This window comes from Parabacteroides sp. (assembly GCF_977054455.1).
This window is the reverse complement of sequence record NZ_CDRTCT010000003.1, coordinates 145,421-165,785: the sequence shown is the minus strand read 5'-3', so window position 1 is coordinate 165,785 and position 20,365 is coordinate 145,421. Positions and strand designations below refer to the sequence as shown.

Annotated in this window: 14 protein-coding genes; 7 read left to right on the top strand and 7 right to left on the bottom strand. The window is 48.4% G+C overall.

The window, feature by feature from the left end; genetic code table 11:
* The first annotated feature begins 69 nt into the window (after nt 1-69).
* The 5 genes from ACW6QF_RS02480 (at nt 70) to dgt (ending at nt 6,552) form a co-directional block, all read left to right on the top strand.
* Nucleotides 70-1,053: a GSCFA domain-containing protein gene (locus ACW6QF_RS02480; RefSeq protein WP_456086695.1), complete on the top strand. Its 984-nt coding sequence runs from the start codon at nt 70-72 to the stop codon at nt 1,051-1,053.
* 21 nt (nt 1,054-1,074) lie between these two features.
* Nucleotides 1,075-3,540 carry a bifunctional UDP-N-acetylmuramoyl-tripeptide:D-alanyl-D-alanine ligase/alanine racemase gene (locus ACW6QF_RS02475; protein WP_456086694.1) on the top strand — a complete coding sequence of 822 codons (2,466 nt, stop codon included), beginning with the start codon at nt 1,075-1,077 and terminating at the stop codon, nt 3,538-3,540.
* A 108-nt stretch (nt 3,541-3,648) separates the two neighbouring features.
* Nucleotides 3,649-4,506 carry an enoyl-ACP reductase FabI gene (locus ACW6QF_RS02470; protein WP_298553642.1) on the top strand — a complete coding sequence of 286 codons (858 nt, stop codon included), beginning with the start codon at nt 3,649-3,651 and terminating at the stop codon, nt 4,504-4,506.
* Nucleotides 4,507-4,603: 97 nt separating this feature from the next.
* Nucleotides 4,604-5,212 (top strand): L-threonylcarbamoyladenylate synthase, encoded by a 609-nt coding sequence (locus ACW6QF_RS02465; protein ID WP_298553639.1) that lies wholly within the window; start codon nt 4,604-4,606, stop codon nt 5,210-5,212.
* Nucleotides 5,213-5,226: 14 nt separating this feature from the next.
* A complete protein-coding gene (gene dgt, locus ACW6QF_RS02460) occupies nt 5,227-6,552 on the top strand; it encodes a dGTP triphosphohydrolase (RefSeq protein WP_456086693.1) in 1,326 nt (441 codons plus the stop codon).
* Between the two features lie 10 nt (nt 6,553-6,562).
* On the opposite strand, the gene rsgA is transcribed toward dgt, so the two are convergent.
* The 5 genes from rsgA to ACW6QF_RS02435 all read right to left on the bottom strand — a co-directional run bounded on the left by rsgA (nt 6,563) and on the right by ACW6QF_RS02435 (nt 12,246).
* Nucleotides 6,563-7,495 (bottom strand): ribosome small subunit-dependent GTPase A, encoded by a 933-nt coding sequence (gene rsgA, locus ACW6QF_RS02455; RefSeq protein WP_456086692.1) that lies wholly within the window; start codon nt 7,493-7,495, stop codon nt 6,563-6,565.
* A gap of 98 nt (nt 7,496-7,593) precedes the next feature.
* Nucleotides 7,594-8,157: a ribosome recycling factor gene (gene frr, locus ACW6QF_RS02450; protein ID WP_021862989.1), complete on the bottom strand. Its 564-nt coding sequence runs from the start codon at nt 8,155-8,157 to the stop codon at nt 7,594-7,596.
* Nucleotides 8,158-8,291: 134 nt separating this feature from the next.
* Nucleotides 8,292-9,176 (bottom strand): carbohydrate kinase family protein, encoded by an 885-nt coding sequence (locus ACW6QF_RS02445; RefSeq protein ID WP_298553630.1) that lies wholly within the window; start codon nt 9,174-9,176, stop codon nt 8,292-8,294.
* A gap of 34 nt (nt 9,177-9,210) precedes the next feature.
* A complete protein-coding gene (locus ACW6QF_RS02440; protein ID WP_374044525.1) occupies nt 9,211-10,383 on the bottom strand; it encodes an MFS transporter in 1,173 nt (390 codons plus the stop codon).
* A gap of 12 nt (nt 10,384-10,395) precedes the next feature.
* Nucleotides 10,396-12,246, bottom strand: a complete 1,851-nt coding sequence (locus tag ACW6QF_RS02435; protein WP_456086691.1) for a GH32 C-terminal domain-containing protein — start codon at nt 12,244-12,246, stop codon at nt 10,396-10,398.
* Nucleotides 12,247-12,447: 201 nt separating this feature from the next.
* On the opposite strand from ACW6QF_RS02435, the gene ACW6QF_RS02430 reads away from it, so the two are divergent.
* Entirely contained in the window at nt 12,448-15,183 is a 2,736-nt protein-coding gene (locus ACW6QF_RS02430; protein WP_456086690.1) for a hybrid sensor histidine kinase/response regulator transcription factor, read from the top strand.
* 21 nt (nt 15,184-15,204) lie between these two features.
* Here ACW6QF_RS02430 and pyrH read toward each other — a convergent pair whose 3' ends face one another.
* Complete coding sequence (pyrH, locus tag ACW6QF_RS02425) at nt 15,205-15,915, bottom strand: UMP kinase (RefSeq protein WP_005867363.1); 711 nt, start codon at nt 15,913-15,915, stop codon at nt 15,205-15,207.
* A 332-nt stretch (nt 15,916-16,247) separates the two neighbouring features.
* Nucleotides 16,248-19,439 carry a DUF6383 domain-containing protein gene (locus ACW6QF_RS02420; RefSeq protein ID WP_456086689.1) on the bottom strand — a complete coding sequence of 1,064 codons (3,192 nt, stop codon included), beginning with the start codon at nt 19,437-19,439 and terminating at the stop codon, nt 16,248-16,250.
* A 691-nt stretch (nt 19,440-20,130) separates the two neighbouring features.
* On the opposite strand from ACW6QF_RS02420, the gene ACW6QF_RS02415 reads away from it, so the two are divergent.
* Nucleotides 20,131-20,355 carry a hypothetical protein gene (locus ACW6QF_RS02415; protein ID WP_456086688.1) on the top strand — a complete coding sequence of 75 codons (225 nt, stop codon included), beginning with the start codon at nt 20,131-20,133 and terminating at the stop codon, nt 20,353-20,355.
* Nucleotides 20,356-20,365 lie beyond the last annotated feature (10 nt).

Genomic DNA, 20,365 nt, shown 5'->3' with positions numbered 1-20,365 from the left:
TTGGTTGCTGCAAGAATAAAAACCGAATGTCGAAAAACAGCCGTCATTCCTCAAAAACACATTAACAATATGGAATTTTATACCCGCATCTCCATCCCGAAAGCCCCGTTTGCCTTTTCCCATACGGAGCAAACGGTTCTGCTCGGTTCCTGCTTTGCCGAGAATATCGGAAAGAAGTTGGAGGAAAACAAGTTCAAGACCGACCTGAATCCGTTCGGCACGCTTTATAATCCTTCTTCCATAGCCGGGGCAATTCGCATGCTGCTTCGTCCGGAACGGTTCACAGGGGATGATCTTTTCCGGCATGAAGGGATTTACCATAGTTTCAGCCATCACAGCCGCTTCTCCTCGCCTTCGGAAACGGAATGCCTCGAAAATATCAACGGGCGGCTGTTCGGCTCTGCCGATATCATAAGAAAAGCCCGCCGGATGGTCCTGACCTTCGGCACGGCATGGGTCTACAGGTTGAAAAGTTCGGGAAAGGTCGTTTCCAACTGCCATAAGCTGCCGGAAAAGATGTTCGACCGGCAGCTACTCACCGTCGGCGAGATCGTAGCGGAATGGAAAAGCCTGCTCCTGTCGCTTTGGGAGCAGAATCCGGAGATGAAGCTGCTCTTCACCGTCAGTCCGATCCGCCATTGGAAAGACGGGGCGCACGGCAACCAGCTCAGCAAAGCCGCCCTCCTGCTTGCCATCGACGCGCTGCAAAAGGAATTTCCGGGACGCACCGCCTATTTTCCGGCTTACGAAATCATGATGGACGAATTGAGGGAGTACCGTTTCTATGCCGACGATATGCTGCACCCCTCCCCCGCGGCGGTCGAATATATCTGGGAACGGTTCGCGGACAGCATGCTTTCACCGGATTCGCTGTCGATTCTTAAAGAATGGAAGGATATCCAAAAGGCCATTAACCACAAGCCGTTTCAACCGGAAAGCGAAGCCTATAAACGATTCATCTCGCAAACTTTGTTAAAGATGGAACGACTTAACGAGAAATTCCCTTACTTTGATATGACAAATGAAGTTGAAATGATTAAAAAGAAGTTCTAAACCTAATTATAGAGAAAAAGAATGGAATATTCAATTAAAGAGATCGCCGGAATAATCGGAGCTGACGCCAAGAAATTACATGACGCTCCTGTCAGCATCCTGCTTACCGACAGCCGCCGTCTTTCATTCCCGGAACAAAGTCTATTCTTTGCCCTCCAGACAAAGACCAACGACGGACATAATTATATACAAGGTTTATATAAGTTACGCGTACGCAATTTCGTAGTCAGCACTGTCTTACCGGAGTTCGAGTCGATGCCTGAAGCGAACTTCCTTGTCGTCAAGGATACGCTGAAAGCGCTCCAGAAGTTGGCAGCCCATCACCGGAAACGTTTCAATATCCCGGTAATCGGCATTACGGGAAGTAATGGGAAAACGATTGTAAAAGAGTTTCTCTATCAATTATTACACAACGAGTTCAACATCGTCCGCTCGCCCCGGAGCTACAACTCGCAATTGGGGGTTCCGCTGTCGGTATGGCAGATGAGCGACAAGAATACATTAGGCATCTTCGAAGCCGGCATTTCCCAACCGGACGAAATGGAACGCCTGCAACCGATCATCGCGCCGACCATCGGCGTGGTCACGAACATAGGGGAAGCGCATCAGGAGAACTTTATCTCTTCCACGCAGAAATGCCTGGAAAAGCTGACTTTGTTCAACGACTGCGAAGCGATCATTTATGACGGCGACGATGCCTTTATCGGAGGCTGCGTCGAGTCGGCCTGCTTGTCCCACAAGGCGATCACCTGGAGCCGGACAGACTCGGAAGCGCCTTTGTATATCGAATCGATCAAGAAGCTGGAATCCGAAACCATCATCCGCTGCACGCTTTTGGGTTTCGACCGGACATACACGATTCCTTTTACGGACGACGCTTCTATCGAAAACGTCATCCACTGTATGGCCGTGATGTTATATCTGAAGCCGACAAGCGTAAACGATGTCGAAAAGTTCAAACGCCTCGAGCCGGTCGCCATGCGCTTGGACGTGAAGCAAGGCATCAACAACTGCCTGTTGATAAACGACACCTACAATTCGGATATCAATTCTCTGGATATCGCCCTCGACTTCCAGCAGAGCCGCCGCGTAGAAAAGGACTTGAAATGCACGCTGATCCTTTCGGACATCCTGCAATCGGGAACGCTGCCGAAGTCTCTCTATAAGAAAGTCGCGGACCTCGTGCGCAGAAAGAAGATCGACCGTATTATCGGTATCGGCCGCGACCTGAAAGAGTACGGAGCAGCTTTCGATATCGAGAAAGAGTTTTACCTGACAACGGAGGAGTTCATCAAGTCCCCGTCTTTCAAGAAGTTCAAAGACGAGTTGATCCTGATAAAAGGCTCCCGCCAATTCCATTTCGAGCGTATCTCCGAGCTGTTGGAGAAGAAAGTGCACGAGACGATCTTGGAAGTGAACCTGGATGCCGTTGTCCATAACTTCAACTACTACCGCTCGAAGCTGAAGCCGGAGACGAAGATGGTCTGCATGGTCAAGGCTTTCGGATACGGCGCCGGTTCCTACGAACTGGCAAAGACTCTGCAGGAACATCGTTGCGACTACCTGGCTGTTGCCGTTGCCGACGAAGGGGAGGAACTGCGCAAGGAAGGCATCTCGATCCCGCTTATCGTCATGAATCCGGAATTCAGCAGCTTCAATGTCTTGTTTGAAAACCAGTTGGAGCCGGAAGTGTACAGTTTCCGCCTGCTCGACGCGATGATAAAAGAGACGGAACGCAGGGGCATTACCTCCTATCCGATCCATATCAAGATCGACACAGGCATGCACCGTCTGGGTTTCCAGCCGGAGGATGTTCCGGAGATTTGCCGTCGCCTGAAGGAACAAAGCGGCGTGGTTGCCCGCTCCGTATTCTCGCATCTCGTAGGCAGCGACTCCTATATCTTCGACGATTTCACGAAAAAGCAATTGGATACGTTCACCCGCGCGGCAGCAGAACTGGAAGCCGGGCTGGAATACAAGGTGATCAAGCATATCCTGAATTCGGCCGGCATCGAACGGTTCACCGATTACCAGATGGACATGGTGCGCCTCGGCATCGGCCTGTACGGGGTCAGCGCCTCCGGCCAGAAAGGGTTGCGTAACATCAGCACGCTGAAGACGAGTATCTTGCAGATACAAAACGTTCGGGCAGGCGATTCCATCGGTTACAGCCGGATGAGCTATGTAAAGCGCGATTCCCGCATCGCGATTATCCCGATCGGTTATGCCGACGGCCTGGACCGTCATTTCAGCAATGGCGGCGGCGAAGTCGTGATCAACGGCCACCGCTGTCCGATCATCGGCAATATCTGCATGGATGCCTGCATGATCGACGTCACCGATATCGACGCGCGCGAAGGAGACACCGTCATCATCTTCGGCGAAGAACTCCCCGTCAGCGAACTTTCAGACAAGTTGAAGACCATTCCTTACGAGATACTTACCTCTATCTCGCCGAGGGTAAAAAGGGTTTACTACAGGGAATAAATATCCGGGGCCCGTCCCGCCCCGGACAAAAAGGGGGTTTCGTGTAAGCAATTGCGTATCTTGCACATTTTTACTACCTTTGCGCCGTAACATATTAAAATAAAAGGTATGAGTCATAATTTATTGAAAGGCAAGCGAGGCATTATATTCGGTGCGCTGAATGACATGTCCATCGCCTGGAAGGTGGCTGAAAGAGCCGTAGAAGAAGGAGCAACGATCACACTGAGCAACACGCCTATCGCCGTTCGTATGGGGCAGGTGGATGCCTTGGCCGAGAAGTTGCACGCCGAAGTTATTCCGGCGGATGCTACGAGCGTGGAAGATTTGGAAACGGTTTTCTCTAAATCAGTAGAAATATTAGGGGGTAAGATAGATTTCGTTTTACATTCCATCGGCATGAGCCCGAACGTGCGCAAGAAACGTACTTACGACGATCTGGACTACGGTATGCTGGAAAAGACGCTGGACATCTCCGCCCTCTCTTTCCACAAGATGTTGCAGGTTGCCAAAAAGCAGGATGCCATTGCCGAATACGGTTCGGTGATCGCCCTCTCGTATGTGGCGGCACAGCGTACATTCTTCGGATATAACGACATGGCAGATGCCAAGAGCCTGCTGGAATCGATCGCCCGCAGCTTCGGTTATATCTATGGCCGTGAAAAGAACGTGCGTATCAATACCATTTCCCAGTCGCCTACACTGACTACAGCCGGCAGCGGCGTGAAAGGGATGGACCATTTGATGGATTTCGCCGAAAAGATGAGTCCGCTGGGCAACGCCACAGCCGACGAATGTGCAGACTACTGCGTCATGATGTTCTCCGACCTCACCCGCAAAGTGACGATGCAGAACCTCTATCACGACGGTGGCTTCTCAAGCATGGGGATGAGCCTTCGCGCCATGAACCAGTACAGCAAAGGTCTGGAAGAATATACCGACGAAAACGGACACATCATTTACGGCTAAAGTCGTAATGAATGGACAATTGACAATGGATAATTGACAATTTAAGAAAAGATTGTCGCCTCCTAATTGTCAATTGTCAATTATCAATTGAATAGTCATGCTCGTAAAAATATACCCCGAAAACCCCCATCCCAGGGAAATAGCCAAGGTGGTCGATATCATGCGCGACGGCGGCCTCGTGATTTACCCGACCGACACCGTTTATGCCATCGGTTGTGACGCGTTGAATGTACGTGCAGTCGAAAAGATCTGCCAGATGAAAGGCGTCAACCCGCAGAAAAGCAACCTGTCCATTATCTGTTATGACCTTTCCAACCTGAGCGAATACGCCAAATTAAGCAACGCCGCTTTCAAGCTGATGAAGAAGAACCTGCCGGGCGCCTTTACCTTCATCCTGCCTACCAGCAGCGAGCTGCCCAAGATCTACAAGAACAGGAAAGAGGTGGGGATCCGCGTGCCGGACAATACTATCATCCGCACACTTGTACGGGAACTCGGAAATCCGATCCTGACCATGTCTTTGCATGACGAAGACGACATCATCGAATACAGTACCGATCCCGAACTGATCGAAGAAAAGTATGAAAACCAGGTGGACATCGTCATCGACGGCGGTTACGGAGGCACGGAAGCCTCGACCGTCATCGACTGCACGACAGACGACTTTGAAATCATCCGCCAGGGAAAAGGAGAATTAATCTATTAAGCAAACAAGACAAGATGAACTGGAACCAATTACTCTCCGGCAAACGCTTCGGAATGGAAGAATATCACGAACGTAAACATGAACGCACCGATTTTCAGCGGGACTACGACCGCCTGATCTTTTCCTCCCCTTTCCGCCGCTTACAGAACAAGACGCAGGTATTCCCGCTACCGGGCAGTATATTCGTGCACAACCGTTTGACCCATAGCCTGGAAGTTTCCTGCGTAGGCCGCTCGTTAGGCAATAATGTCGCCAAAGGCCTGATGCAGAAATATCCCGACGGAAGCGTCAATTTCCCGGAAATAGGTTCCATCGTCTCAGCCGCCTGCCTTGCCCACGACATGGGCAACCCGCCGTTCGGACATTCAGGAGAGCGGGCGATCTCCGCCTACTTCGCCGAAGGCAACGGGAAAAAGTTACAGGAAAAGATTCTCGCCGAAGGAGGCCGCTATGAAGATTTCCTCCATTTCGAAGGGAATGCGAATGCCATGCGCCTGCTCACCCACCAGTTCATCGGACGCCGCAAAGGGGGCTTTGCCCTGACATACAGCACGCTTGCCTCCATCATCAAATATCCGTATTCTTCCGTTTATGCCGGGAAGAAAGGGAAATTCGGTTTCTTCCAGTCGGAAGAGGAGGATTACCTGCGCATTGCCGACGAATTAGGCATTTGCCGGAACCCGGAAGACGCGAACAAGTTCGTCCGTTATCCGCTTGTCTATTTGGTGGAAGCCGCCGACGATATCTGCTACCAGATCATGGATATCGAGGATGCCTGCAAACTGCATATCCTGACGACGGAAGAGGCCATCCGGCTGCTCCTCAACTTCTTCGAAGGGGAACGCCTCGACCATATTGTCCGCGTCATGAAGATGGTGGACGATACCAACGAGCAGATCGCTTACCTGCGCTCCTGCATCATCGGCCTCTTGGTGGACGAATGTTCCCGTATCTTCCTCGAAAACGAAGCAGGAATCCTCAACGGGACATACAACACTCCGCTTATCGACAACATTTGCGACCAGGCAAAGACCGCCTATGAAACTTGCTCAAAAACCGCTTACAAAAAGATATACCGCGCCAAAGAAGTCTTAGACATCGAACTGGCCGGTTACCACATCTTCAGCCATTTGATCGATACGCTGACGGAGGCTGTCATGAACCAGGACCACGCCTACAGCAAGCTCCTGTTGCAACGCATCCCGGAACAGTACGACACGAACGCGCCGACCGTCTACGGCAAAGTACAATGCGTCCTCGATTATATATCCGGCATGACAGATGTATATGCATTGGATTTATACCGCAAGATCACAGGGATGAGCTTGCCGGCGGTATAGTCTGGCATTATCAATATTCTTCCCTGTATTTGCTCTCCTGCTTATCATCGAGGATGCTCAGGTAGCTTTTATATCGCGATTCGCTGATATAATGTTCTTCTACGGCACGCAACACGGCACAGCCCGGCTCGTGGCGGTGGGAGCAGTTGTTGAATTTGCAATCGGCGGAGAATTTGAATATTTCGGGGAAATAATGGGCGATTTCCGCACCTTCCATCTCGATCGTGCCAAAACCCTTGATACCCGGAGTGTCGATCAGGTAACCGCCATCCGGCAAAGGGATCATTTCGGAAAAGGTAGTGGTATGCATCCCCTTGTTGTGATATTCGGAGATATCGCCGGTACGAAGGCCCGCACCGGGAACCAGTTTATTGATGATAGTCGATTTCCCCACACCGGAATGACCGGACAACAGGGTGATCTTCCCTCTAAGGTCTTCTTTCAACGCGTCCAGGCCCTCTTCGGTACGGGCACAAAGCATGGAACAAGGATAACCGATCGTCGTATAAAGATTGATCAGGCCGTCCAGCAATTCCCGATCCCCGCCATGATAACGGTCTATTTTGTTGAAGACCAGCTTCACCGGCACACGATAGGCCTCGGCAGTGGCAAGAAAACGGTCGATAAAAACAGTGGTGGTAATCGGATAGTTGACCGTCACGATCAGCATCGCCTGGTCTACGTTCGCGGCAATGATATGCGACTGCTTGGATAGATTGGAAGCACGGCGGATGATGTAATTCTTCCGGTCTTCGATCTCGGTGATGAAGGCGGTCCCTTCGGCGTTGATATCGATATCGACCCGGTCCCCGACCGCAACAGGATTGGTGGTGCGGATATCTTTCAGGCGGAAATTCCCTTTGATCTTACTTTCTATATCGCGACCATCATCGGTGCGTACGGTATACCAGCTACCCGTATTCTTAATAACCAATCCCCTCATGTTAATTGAAAATTGAAAGTTGAAAATTGAAAATTAAAGACTGAAAAGAAGCGGAGTATTCCTTCATTTTCAATCTTCAACTTTCAATTTTCAATTTATTATACTGTCATTATTTCTTTTTCTTTTGCAGCGTAGAGTTCATCCACTTTCTTGATATACTTATCATGAACCTTCTGCACTTCCGCTTCTGCGTCTTTCTCGACATCCTCAGGAGTTCCGTCGGTCTTGATGCTCTTCTTCAATTGTTCGATGGCATCACGGCGGGCGTTACGGACACTGATCTTGGCAGTTTCCGCTTCCTGCTTGGATTGCTTAGCCAACTGGCGACGACGTTCTTCGGTCAGAGGAGGAATGCCCAAACGGATCACTTCACCATTGTTTTCAGGAGTGATACCGACTTCGGAATCCATGATTCCTTTTTCAATATCCTTGATAATCTTCTTCTCCCACGGGGTGATCATGATCGTTCTTGCATCCGGAACAGTTACGGTAGCCACATTTGTCAAAGGGACAGGAGCACCGTAATACATTACTCTCACGCAATCCAAGATTTTCGGATTCGCCTTACCGGCACGGATATGAGACAACTGTTCGTCCAAATATTCGATCGCGAAAGTCATCTTCTCTTCTGCCGCCTTTACATACTGTTTTATATCTGCCATTGAGATTTATTGATTTATGATTTTTGACTGATGATTTTTAATCGACAAACAAAAATAGTAATTTTTTTCGTGGGGCAAAACTGTTTACGGAAATATGTACAAGTTTCTCCGAAAATCCGGTTTACATGTCTGGGCTACCGCATCTGAAGCAACGCTTCGGGCAATACAGGCATCGCCCCTTTTTTCGTACAGACAAAAGCCGAAGTCTGTACCGCAAGGGAATGCGCCTCAGCTACGCTCTTGCCTTTAAGAAGGGAGGAGATGAAAGCCGCCGTAAACGAATCGCCCGCCCCTACGGTATCGGCCACCTCCACCCGTGGAGTAGGCTGGAAAGAGACATTGCCGGGGGTGAACACATAACTGCCGTTGACACCACACGTGAGGATCAGCATCTTGAGATTGTACTTGCCCAATAAAATCCAACATTTGTCCTGAAGGTCGATACCCGGATAACCGAACATACGGCTCACGGTGACAAGCTCTTCGTCATTTATCTTCAAGATGTTGCAACGCTTCATCGAATTGCAGAGAATTTCCTTATTATAGAATCCCTGGCGCAAATTCACGTCAAACACAATCAGGTTGTCCTCCTTGTGAGGCATCGCATCAAGAAAACGACCAATCGTATCGCGCGACACCACGTTCCGTTGTGCCAATGAACCGAAACATACCGCCTTGGTCTGCTTTGCCAACGCTTCGAGCTGAGAAGTGTAAGGGATGTTGTCCCAAGCCACATTTTCCTTGATTTCATATCGCGGTATGCCGGCCTGGTCAATCTCGACCTGTACCGTTCCTGTGGGATAAGGGACTTTCCCGATCAGGCAATTCAGCCCTTTCGACGTGAAGTTTTCCAGGATTTCATGGCCAAGCGGATCATCACCGATGGCACTGACCACACAACTGGACAATCCGAATTGAGAGACATGATAAGCAAAATTGGCAGGCGCCCCTCCAATTTTTTTTCCTTCGGGAAGCACATCCCAAAGTGCTTCGCCCATTCCTACTACGATATCATTCATGATGATTGGATAACTATTTAATTATAAGGTTATTTTATTTGATTTTCAACGTATAATAAAGCAGATAAAGGACTCCCAGGGTCATGATGCCCACAGCCCCCGCCTGCCCGGTCGCATCGGCGGCATACCCCATGGCAAGCGGGAAAATCGTCCCGCCGAACAGCCCCATGATCATCAAGCCGGAAACCTCGTTCTTTTCACGGGGGGCAGAGATAAGCGCCTGCGAGAAGACAACCGAGAAGATATTGGAGTTTCCGAATCCGATCAAACCGATTCCTACATAAAGGGGAAGAAGCGTGTCGCACACGAAAAGGACGCCCATTCCGGCGAACATCATCAACGCGCTGATCGCAAAGAAACGCTTGGGCGATACAAAACGCAAGATGAACGTCCCTAAAAAACAACCGGCCGTACGAAAAATAAAATAGATACCAGTCGCAAATCCGGCTTCTTCAAGCGGAAGTCCCAAACGCTCCATAACGATTTTAGGGGCGGTCGTATTCGTCCCCACATCAATCCCTACATGGCATACAATACCTAAGAAACAAAGCAAGATAAACGGTCGGCTCAACAATTTCAACGACTCGCCTATGCCGGATGCCTTATCGGGCTTTTCCTCCTCGATGGGAGTCGCGGCCAACAGAGAAATCGAAAGGAAACCGATGATCGCATAGATCACAAACAAAGCTCTCCACCCCAAACCGAAAGTCGGGAAAACAGTCGTAGCTCCCCAAGCGGCTATGATAGGCGCAAGAAAAGAAGCGATCGCCTTGACAAACTGACCGAACGTAAGCGTGGATGCCAACTTGTCGCCGGCAATCAGGTTTGTCACCAACGGATTAAGCGAAGTCTGCATAATGGCATTGCCGATACCCAACAACGAGAAAGAGACTAACATAACCGGATAAGTATCTCCCAAAACCGGAAGGAACAACGACAGCGCCGTTACGATCAAGCTGATAAGCACGGTCTTCTTACGTCCTATCTTATTCATCAACATACCGGTCGGCACCGAAAATATCAAGAACCAGAAAAAGACGAGCGAAGGGAAAAGGTTCGCCTCGGAATCAGTAAGGCCCAAGTCTTTCTGCACATAGTTGGAAGCGGTCCCCACGAGGTCGACAAACCCCATGGCGAAGAAGCAGAGCATAACCGGGATGATTTGAAGCAACAAAGATTTGCGTCCCGTAATAGTAGTTTGTGTCATAGCCTTTTTTATTTAGTCATTAATTAGAGAATAAACCTTCAGATTACTCAGACGGGCATTGCCGCCTTCCGAAGAAAATGATAGCTGCGAATAGGGCCGGCGAGGAAATACAAGATTGGTCATCACAAAACGCCCGCCATCGCCAAACACCTCTATGCTTGAACGGTCGATGAAAAGACGGAGCGAGATGGCGCCTTTGTCCTCAAAGGTCGGAGAAACGGTAACAGCCGGGAAGTTTTCACTGAAATCCACAAGGCCGCTTTCCCGCCGGTCGAAAGACAGGGTATGGCGTTCAGCATCATATTTCATCACCACCTTATCGCCCTCCTCATTGGAAAGCGTCATCGCCACCACCTTCGATTTACGAGCATCCATATCAAACAAGATCTCACAAATGCCATCGTGGACAGCGGGGAGTGAATACGCACACGACTTCCTGCCGATATTCGCCTTTTCGGCCTTCCGAATCTGCTTATCCCGCAAGCCCTCCAATTCAGGCGAAGGAGTACAAGAAGCATATATCTCGCCATCCGCCCCACGGAATAAGCCGACTTCGCGCGGAAGGGTATTTGCACTCCGGTACTGCAGGGTCGGGACATCGGCCGCATATTGCCAGTTGCTCATCCAACCGATCACGGTACGACGATTATCAGGAGCATCGCTCCAGCTCACAGTCGCATAATGGTCCTTGCCGTAGTCGAGCCACTTGGTCGGGATGTTACCGTCTTTACCGGTATCCGCCTTAAAGGTCTTGCCATCGAAATCACCGACAAAATATTGGGTGGCGCTGCCACCGAAAGGACCTCCGGGATTGATATTGCACAAAAGCACCCACTTCGTCTCGTCGGAACCGGCCACGGGCAGTTCAAACAGATCCGGACATTCCCATACGCCGTCTTGCGCACCGATGCCTTTGCCGAAACGGCCTTGCCATGTCCATTTCTTCATATCCGGAGACGAAAAGAACAACATCTCATGATCGAGGGCATGCGCCAGAACGAGGTTCCATTCACCGAGCTTTTCGTTCCAGAACATATTGGGGTCACGGGCTTCGCTCTCTAACGTCAGTGTCGGGTTGCCGGCATAGATGTCGAACGTCATGCCATCGTCGGTGCTGGAAGCAAGGCTCTGCATCTGGCTTGTGCCTGCCGATGTGTACATGGCGACCACGGCATCTTTTCCGAAACCGGCAGTATTACGGGCATCTATCGCGCAACTGCCGCTGAACACCGTCCCCAATCCGTTCGGCTTAATAGCATTCGGCTTATGCTCCCAATGGATAAGATCCGAAGAGACAGAATGCCCCCATGTCATATTCTGCCATTTGGAACCATAAGGATTACACTGGTAATAGAGATGCCATTTGCCGTCCTTGTAAAACATCCCGTTGGGATCATTCATCCAGCCGTACAACGGAGTGTGGTGAAAAGCAGGACGATATTTCTCACGGTTGATGGTATCCAACGCATCCACAAGTTCCAACCCTTTCCAGCAGGCATCCTCCTTTGCCTCGCGAAGGGATTCCCGGCCTTGCGGCGTCACGATTTCAAAAACGACATGCTTCCCTTTATAAGGGGTCAGGTCGTAAGGCACCGTGTAGTCCGTTTTGCTCCGGGCAAGACGGACATAGATTGTTTCGACGATATTGCCATCTACCAATACATGGATACGGGCATCATCGTTGGCTTCTTGAACCGGGAACAGCAGGTAATTTCCGTTTCCCGTCACCCGGACAAGGGTGTTGTTCACGCCCAGATGGTTTACCTCCACCCCATCCGAAGCTGCCCATGCTGCCGGTGTAAAGAAGGTCGCTCCACACAGCATCAGGGTTGCCAAACGTCTCGTTATTTTTTTCATATTCATCAGAATTAATATATATATATGGATTATTAAATCAGTTTGCCTGTCCGATACCGCAAAGCTACTACAACCGGAGAGGAAAGGATATAAAAATTCGTGCTTTCGTTATCAAATTTGTTGTATCGCTCGTTTTTTCATAGCTTACACACTCTTTTTCATAGGATTATGTTTTAATTTTGCGAAACACTAAATTGAATACCATCGATGTACAGAATATTCTTGTATAGCTTTTTGCCGCTCCTTTTACTGGTCGGATACGGATGTACCCAAAGCAAAGTCTACAAAATCGGAGTATCGCAATGCAGCCAGGATGACTGGCGGACCAAGATGAACGAGGAGATCAGCCGGGAGATCATGTCTCACGAAGATGCCATCGTGGAAATACGATCCGCCAATGACGACAACGCGAAACAGATAGAAGACATCCGGTATTTCGTCCAAAACGATTTCGACATCCTCATCGTGTCGCCCAACGAGGCGGCTGCCCTCACCCCTATTATCAAAGAGGTATATGAGAAAGGCATGCCGGTCATCATCTTCGACCGGAACATCATCGGTGACACCTACACCGCCCGGATCGGCGTGGATAACGTGGGATTAGGTAAATCGGCCGCCCATTACGCACTGCACCTGTTAGGGAAAAAGGCCAACGCTATCGAGATTTTCGGCCGTAAAGGCTCGACGCCTGCCGAAGAGCGCCACAACGGGTTCGCTGCGGAATTGACGGCAGGAGGAGGCCGCCTGCTGGCAAGCGTGCCGGGCAACTGGAACAAGGAGGAGGCGATACCCATTGTCGATTCGTTACTCAAGCTCCACCCGGACGTCAACCTGATTTACGCCCACAACGACCGTATGGCTATCGGGGCGTCGGAAGTGGCCGTACGGCATGGACGCGATTCTATCAAGATCATCGGTATCGATGCCGCTCCCAATATCGGAATCCAAGCAGTCGCCGACAAAGTAATCGATGCCACGTTTCTCTATCCGACGGAGGGACACCGCCTGATCCAGACCGCACTCGCCATCCTCAAAGGTGAACCCTACCAACGGGAAGTCCTTTTGCCCGTTTCTTCGGCCGTGGACCTGACAAACGCTGATATCCTGCTTTTGCAAAACGAGACATTGAAACAAGAAACAAGCAAAATGAAAATACTAAAGAAACAGATCGATGATTATTGGACACAACATTCCGCCCAAACATCGCTGTTCTATGCAAGCATTGCCATCATCCTCTTGTTGGCCGGTGTCGGTTTCCTTTTGCTCAGGGCCTATTGGCAGCATGTCAGACATCAAAAAATCTTATTGGAACAAAACAAACTGCTCGAAGAGGAACGCGACAAACAAAAGCGGCTCAACGAACAACTGGAACATGCCACACAATCCAAACTGATGTTTTTCACCAATGTTTCGCATGACCTGCGCACTCCGCTGACTCTCATTGCCGAACCGGTCGCCCAACTGGCCAGAGCCGGCAATCTCACTCCGCAACAGCACACTTTAATCAATATGGCCGACAAAAACGTCCGCATCCTCCAACGTCTGATCAACCAGATTTTGGACTTCCGTAAATATGAAAACGGGAAACTCAACCTGCACTTATCCGAAACAGACTTCTGCCAAGCCGTCCATGACTGGATAGAGTCATTCTACACGATTGCCCGAAAAAGAGATATCAAACTGGTATTGGAAACGCCCGAACCGGACGTACCCTTGTCTCTGGCCTTAGACCCGGAGAAAATGGAGCGTGTCTTTTTCAACCTGCTTTCCAATGCATTCAAATATACGCCCGACAACGGGACGATCACCGTCTCATACGCATACGACGAGCAAAACCTGACCCTCAAGGTGGCCGATACCGGCGAAGGAATCAGCGAACGCGATCTTGGCAACATCTTCGACCGGTTCTATCAGGCCGACCGTGTCCACCCGAACGGCTCCGGTATCGGGTTGGCACTTGCCAAGGCGTTTGTCGAACTTCACGGCGGGACGATTTCCGTAGAAAGTGAATGGAAACGAGGTTCGGTATTCACCGTCACCTTACCGCTCAAGCACATAGCAGACACACCCGTTGAATCGACAAAGAGGATCAACAGCCAGGAAGTGGAGACCGAACTCGATGCCCCGGACATTCCCCTTATTGCCGACCCCGACAAACCCATTCTTCTTATCATAGATGATAACAAAGATATGCGGCAACTTGTCGGAGAGTTGTTGAATGCCGACTATAACATCCTGGTCGCCTCCAACGGTAAAGAAGGGATAAAGGCGGCGGTAAAATATACCCCGGACCTGATTGTCTGCGATGTGATGATGCCGGTCATGGACGGCCTTGAATGTTGCAAGCGACTCAAAAACGAAATGTCCACCTCCCATATCCCAGTCCTGATGCTGACCGCTTGTTCGATGGACGAACAAAGGGTACAAGGATATGACAGCGGGGCAGACGGCTACCTGTCGAAACCGTTCAACAGCACGGTCCTCAAATCCCGCATATCCAACCTCATCGCCAACCGGAAACGCATCCAGGAACTTTGGCAGAACGAAATGCCGGCAACGGTTAAAAGCGAAAAATCCTCCCAACACACCAATACATTGCCGACTTCCGACATCGACAATGCGTTCTACAACCGTTTCCTCGAACTGTTCAGAACGGAAATGGGCCATTCAGACCTCAATGTCGATACGATTGCCGGAAAAATGGGACTCGAACGCAGCCAGTTCTACCGCAAAATTAAAGCACTCACCAACTATGCTCCGGTCGAACTGATGCGTCATTTACGCCTCAAACAAGGGAAGTTGCTGATCACGACCACCGAGAAGAACATCAGCGAGATCGCCTACGAAATCGGTTTCTCCACTCCTGCCTATTTCACGAAATGCTATCGCGAAGCGTATGGGGAAACGCCCACCGAAGCTCGCAACAGACTTACAAAGGCGTAGTTCACCACAATATTCATAGGCTTAATTATGTACCAGTGTTCCGATGTTTTCACCGCTCATCACCTTTTTCAGGTTACCGTTGGTGTCCATGTCGAAGACGATGATCGGGAGGTTGTTTTCCTTACACATCGTGGTTGCCGTCAGGTCCATGACCTTGAGGCCGCGCGTATAGATTTCATCGTAAGTGATGTCCGAGAATTTGGTGGCCGTCGGGTCTTTTTCCGGATCGGCAGTATAGATGCCGTCTACGCGGGTTCCTTTCAGCATCACATCCGCTTCGATCTCGATACCGCGCAGGGAAGAACCCGTGTCGGTCGTAAAGAACGGATTGCCGGTGCCGCCCGACATGATCACGACATTGCCCTGTTCAAGCAATTCGATCGCACGCCATTTATTATAAAACTCGCCGATCGGTTCCATACGGATAGCAGTTAGCACTTTGGCTTTCACACCTTGAGCGACAAGGGCAGAACTCAAAGCCAGACTATTGATGACCGTTGCCAGCATCCCCATCTGGTCGCCCTTCACACGGTCGAAGCCTTTGGAAGCCCCGCTCAGGCCACGGAAGATGTTGCCGCCACCGATCACAATTCCGATCTGGACACCCATTTCGGCGATCTCCTTGATCTGCGCCGCATATTCGTTCAGACGAACTTCGTCTATACCATATTGTTTACCTCCCATAAGCGATTCGCCGCTTAATTTCAACAGGATACGTTTGTACTGAGCCATATTGTTATTCGATTTGATTTGTCAGATCACAAAAGTAAAGCATTTCAACGATTTGAACAATAACGTTCTCTTAAAATACCGGATTTGTTAGCGTAGGAGGATAAACGTCCTCTTCTCCCCATAACAAAACGAGGCTCCGGAGGTGATCGACATCTCCGGAGCCTGTTTTGTGTACGCCTTCATCCTTCACAGGGGAAAGGCTACTTGAACTTTTCAATTCAATACTTTAGTATTATTAATATTAAATCCGGCCGCCTGTTCGCCTGTCGCAGGGTAGTTGCCGTTTTCACGGCACACGGCCAAACATTTTAGAATTATTTGATTATAAATTCTTACTTAACGATCGCTTTTACAGCATCTTCGCCTTCGACAGCTACTACCACCACACCTGCCGGAGCAGCGATTGTTGCATTGTCGGAAGTGAGGATCGTGTTAGCCACTACCTGGCCCAAGATGTTGCTGATGACAACTTTCTTGCCTTGTGCACCGGCTACAGTCACAGCACCTTGGGTTGCCATCACCTTGACAGATGATTCGGTACCTGCGATCTCTTCGTTAGCCACGTTGTTGCCTTCCTGGTCTTTCAGCGTATAGAAAGCAGCATCAGGAGATGCAACTACGAAACCGTTCAGATAAGTAAGATACGAATTTGTTGCAGGGTTGAAGATGGCATATTCTTCCGCGTTATCCATGTTTACACGGAATGCGAACAGAGCTTTGTTTTCAAGATTCAACCACTGATCCTGCATCTGTTCTACAGTTGCATTGTCTTTAATCTTACCGGCCTTCAATGTATCGGTAGCAATAGGATGAACACGGTTCACGATCAATGTATCGTTGATGTGCTTAGCGTCGATCATCTGAAGTTTTGCATAGAAACTTTCGTTATAAGTATAGCCATACTTCAAATCGTTAGCTCTTGAAATACCCAGAGAGTCGCGCATCACGAACAGGAACTTACCGGAAACCGTGTCATTTACTAACGGAGCCGGACATACATGGTCTTTGCCATTGTCGTGGATGTGAGCAACAGGAACGGAATCACCGCGGACAGCATCGTAAGTGATGTAATACAACGGCTTTGTGTTACCCGGACGATTTACGTAAGCAGTATCCAACTTGAAGTCGAATGCGGCCTTTTCGTATTCAGCACCACCGGCTTTCAACTCTGTTACACCTTCATACAAGAAGTCGTCAGCACCCTTCGCCAATTTCCAACCCAAGTTTTCAACAGAGTGGAAGTTTACTTTTACCAAAGTGGTATCAGTATTGCCCAATACTTCAGCGAAGATACGGTTAGCCGGTTCTGTCAGTTCGAATGCGTGACGCAGGTCGCTATCCAAAGCGACACGTACTGCGTTTCCGTTCTGGCTGTCGATAGCCAATTTTTCTGAAGATGAATTATATAATGTCGTGAGAGGAACCAGAGCGACATTTCCACCTGCAAGTTTTGTTATAACGAAACGATCACCATAATACGGTTGACCTGCTTCAGCATTAGCTTCATTATATTGTTTATTCGTGAAGCGATATACTTTCTTTTCAGAATCATATGCCAAGAAATAACGCCCCACCTTAACAGTGTAAGGAACAACCGTCAATTTATGATTTTCTACACCAATCTTGATAGTATCATTCATGTCATACAATGTTGACATGGCAAAGAAACGAACTTCAGCTGCATTGTCCTTATTACCTACAGCAACCGTCATAGTAGAATCTGCATCCTGCTGTACATAAGCATCGTCACCCAACAAGTCGCTGATGAAACGCAAGCTGAATACTTTGTTCATCTGTTCTTCTTTCGTGATATGGCGATAGCCGTCGAACGGAGACAAAGTTTTAGGATCGATCTTCACCATCTTGATAGTATCGGCCTTAGCACCGTAAGTGTACAAGTTTTCTTTAGCATCCACAACATACAACTGGACGTCTGTCAAAGCAGTACCAACTGTTCCATAAACAGAAGCAGCAGCATTCGCACCCGTTTCGCGGTTTGCAAATGAATAAACATTGACGTTGTCTTTCTTCAGGGCAACCCACTGATGAGACGGAAGAGTCTGGTCCAATTTATCTGCCTTCACGAATAACTGAGTGAATCTGTCCTCCATATTGTCGATAATCAACGCTTTTCCATAATCAGGATTAACCGTTTTCTTATCTGCTTTTGTTTTGTTCATGTCGTAGATGACATAAACATCACCTGAAGTAAACTGGGCAATCTCTGTGTCGATCAGTTCCCATGTCGGGAATTCGGAAGGAGTAATAGACGGAGTTGCAGTCGCATCGCCATTATAACGGGTCGTTAAAACGGTCTTATTACCGAATTTCTTAACGATGATCTCTTCGTCTGCATTTGCGTTTACATCGATAGGAGCAGCAGCTTGTGCAAAGTAGCCATTTGTTACTTTCGGTGTATTCTTCGCTATTACAGTGATTGAATCATTAACGAAAGATGCTTTGATATCGAATTTGTAAGCCTCTACATTGCGAGTCCAATCAGCAGCAGCACCAACTTCAGGCAGTGTATCCAAAGCCAACTTATAATTCTGGGCATTAGGTACATCATAATAGAAAGTATCGACAGTCAGATACAAGTCACGACCCGTTTTTTCCTGTTTTGCACCGATAGCTTTCAAATAACCGTTAGCTGTATATTCCCAGTTGTAAGCAGCCAACAGGTTGTCTTCACCTTCTGATACATTCTTTGCAAACTTGAAGCTCGGTTTTTCGTAACCGATGGCGTCTTTGATGTTATTTGATGCAACAGTTATGTCTAAATTCTGCGCGATCTGCCCTGTGATTCTAAATAATTTATAAGAACCTGAACCTATTGTTCCCAATCCGGTAGTCGAGTTGAAATCTACGAGAACTTCATTAGTATTCTGCAGTTCTCTGTCGAAAGCAGCATTATAGTTAACTTCCATCACCTCCATTGCACCAGAAGGATTCACCACCAAAACATAGACAGTCTTAGGAGTATCATCCGTAGCAGATACACGTGTAGCAACCACAAACGGTACATATCCAAAACCGGAACCAGAGATGCCACCATCTGTCAAATATTTTTTAGACAGTACCCATTTGTTCAAATCTCCATTTGTATTCAGATAAGCCGGAGCTGTTTTCTTTGCTGCCGGTTTTGCAAACGCGAACTTTCCAACCTTGTTTGTAAAAGTAAATGCATACTCGAATGTGGCAGTTCCATTATAATCCAATGCTGTTTTTTCATAATCAACTTTAAACAACAACGAATCAATATGAGCTTTAGAACGGCCGGCAACCGCAGTTCCATTCCAAATCAAACTGTCCTTGTGAGAGTTTGCTGTCCAAGCACCTGTAAAATCAATCTGCCAAGAAGCATTATAATCCAAATATACCACGTCCCCGGCATCCAATGGTTGCGCCGGATTTGCAACAGCAGTAGCTGCAGGCTTGGTCGTCACCGGAACCTGCTGCGCATTAGCAGACATTGCCCCCATCAGCGCAACACCTGCCAAAAGAGTAGAAAATCTCTTGTTCATAATCATTAAAAATTAATTGTTAATAAAATAGAGTTAAAAAATCCAACAACTAATTTCACGAAGGGGAAAAACAACCCCCGCGAATGATTATGAACGGGCATAAAAAAACGCGGGCCTATTGTCTATTATCAAACATAAGGCATCTGCAAAAGCCCGTATACCAATAATAGAACAATAGCCCGCGCCTTATACGATATAACACACTCTTCCCATAACAATGGTAGATGAATTTATACGTAACCAGCGCAAGCATTTACTGTCCATTATTCCGGTATACTAAAAAATTTTGCAGATTTTTATGTTCAGAATAATCTTCGTAAAATGCTTACAATATGTAATTGACCCCGCGCCCTGTGAGCCGCTGCCCACTACGGAATCGTTGCAAAGGTAAATAGGTTTTCCGAATCAACAAGTAAAAACACTCATAATTTTCCAAAACATATGGGTTACAGGACAAAACAAGGCCGTTTATGTAACATCCTCTCCGGTTTCGTGGATAAAAACGCTTTATTGTCTGTTGGCAATGCCCCGGCAACAGCAGTCCTTTGTTTTAGTAAAACATTTTGACAAGACTGTACCTCTGCAGTGGAGCGCAATACTTATAAATACGTTAAAAACCGGAACAATACGGATTTACCTCTTGTTTTGAGGAGACAAAACTAAAGTAGTAATCATTTAAAAACGTAATGGTATGAAAGATTTATTAATCGGTATGGTAGTCGGAGTCGTAGCAGGTTATGTACTCCGCAAGATGGAAGATGACGGTAAATTCCGTTGCCTTCATGCAAACCTCCACGACCTTGCTTCAAAAGCGAAAGAAGAAGCAATGAACCTGAAAGACGCAGGACTGAATAAAGTAGAACATGTCGCCGACCGCGTTCATCAGGTCGCAGAGCAGGAAAAGAGCAAAAAATAAAAAAAGCAGA

Bases quoted from the DNA above. Each gene is read 5' to 3' on its own strand.
- ACW6QF_RS02430 (WP_456086690.1), top strand. From the start codon at position 12,448: ATGTACAGAATATTCTTGTATAGCTTTTTGCCGCTCCTTTTACTGGTC.
- ACW6QF_RS02480 (WP_456086695.1), top strand. From the start codon at position 70: ATGGAATTTTATACCCGCATCTCCATCCCGAAAGCCCCGTTTGCCTTT.
- rsgA (WP_456086692.1), bottom strand. From the start codon at position 7,495: ATGAGGGGATTGGTTATTAAGAATACGGGTAGCTGGTATACCGTACGC.
- dgt (WP_456086693.1), top strand. From the start codon at position 5,227: ATGAACTGGAACCAATTACTCTCCGGCAAACGCTTCGGAATGGAAGAA.
- ACW6QF_RS02475 (WP_456086694.1), top strand. From the start codon at position 1,075: ATGGAATATTCAATTAAAGAGATCGCCGGAATAATCGGAGCTGACGCC.
- ACW6QF_RS02415 (WP_456086688.1), top strand. From the start codon at position 20,131: ATGAAAGATTTATTAATCGGTATGGTAGTCGGAGTCGTAGCAGGTTAT.
- frr (WP_021862989.1), bottom strand. From the start codon at position 8,157: ATGGCAGATATAAAACAGTATGTAAAGGCGGCAGAAGAGAAGATGACT.
- ACW6QF_RS02470 (WP_298553642.1), top strand. From the start codon at position 3,649: ATGAGTCATAATTTATTGAAAGGCAAGCGAGGCATTATATTCGGTGCG.
- ACW6QF_RS02440 (WP_374044525.1), bottom strand. From the start codon at position 10,383: ATGACACAAACTACTATTACGGGACGCAAATCTTTGTTGCTTCAAATC.
- ACW6QF_RS02445 (WP_298553630.1), bottom strand. From the start codon at position 9,176: ATGAATGATATCGTAGTAGGAATGGGCGAAGCACTTTGGGATGTGCTT.
- ACW6QF_RS02420 (WP_456086689.1), bottom strand. From the start codon at position 19,439: ATGAACAAGAGATTTTCTACTCTTTTGGCAGGTGTTGCGCTGATGGGG.
- ACW6QF_RS02465 (WP_298553639.1), top strand. From the start codon at position 4,604: ATGCTCGTAAAAATATACCCCGAAAACCCCCATCCCAGGGAAATAGCC.
- pyrH (WP_005867363.1), bottom strand. From the start codon at position 15,915: ATGGCTCAGTACAAACGTATCCTGTTGAAATTAAGCGGCGAATCGCTT.
- ACW6QF_RS02435 (WP_456086691.1), bottom strand. From the start codon at position 12,246: ATGAATATGAAAAAAATAACGAGACGTTTGGCAACCCTGATGCTGTGT.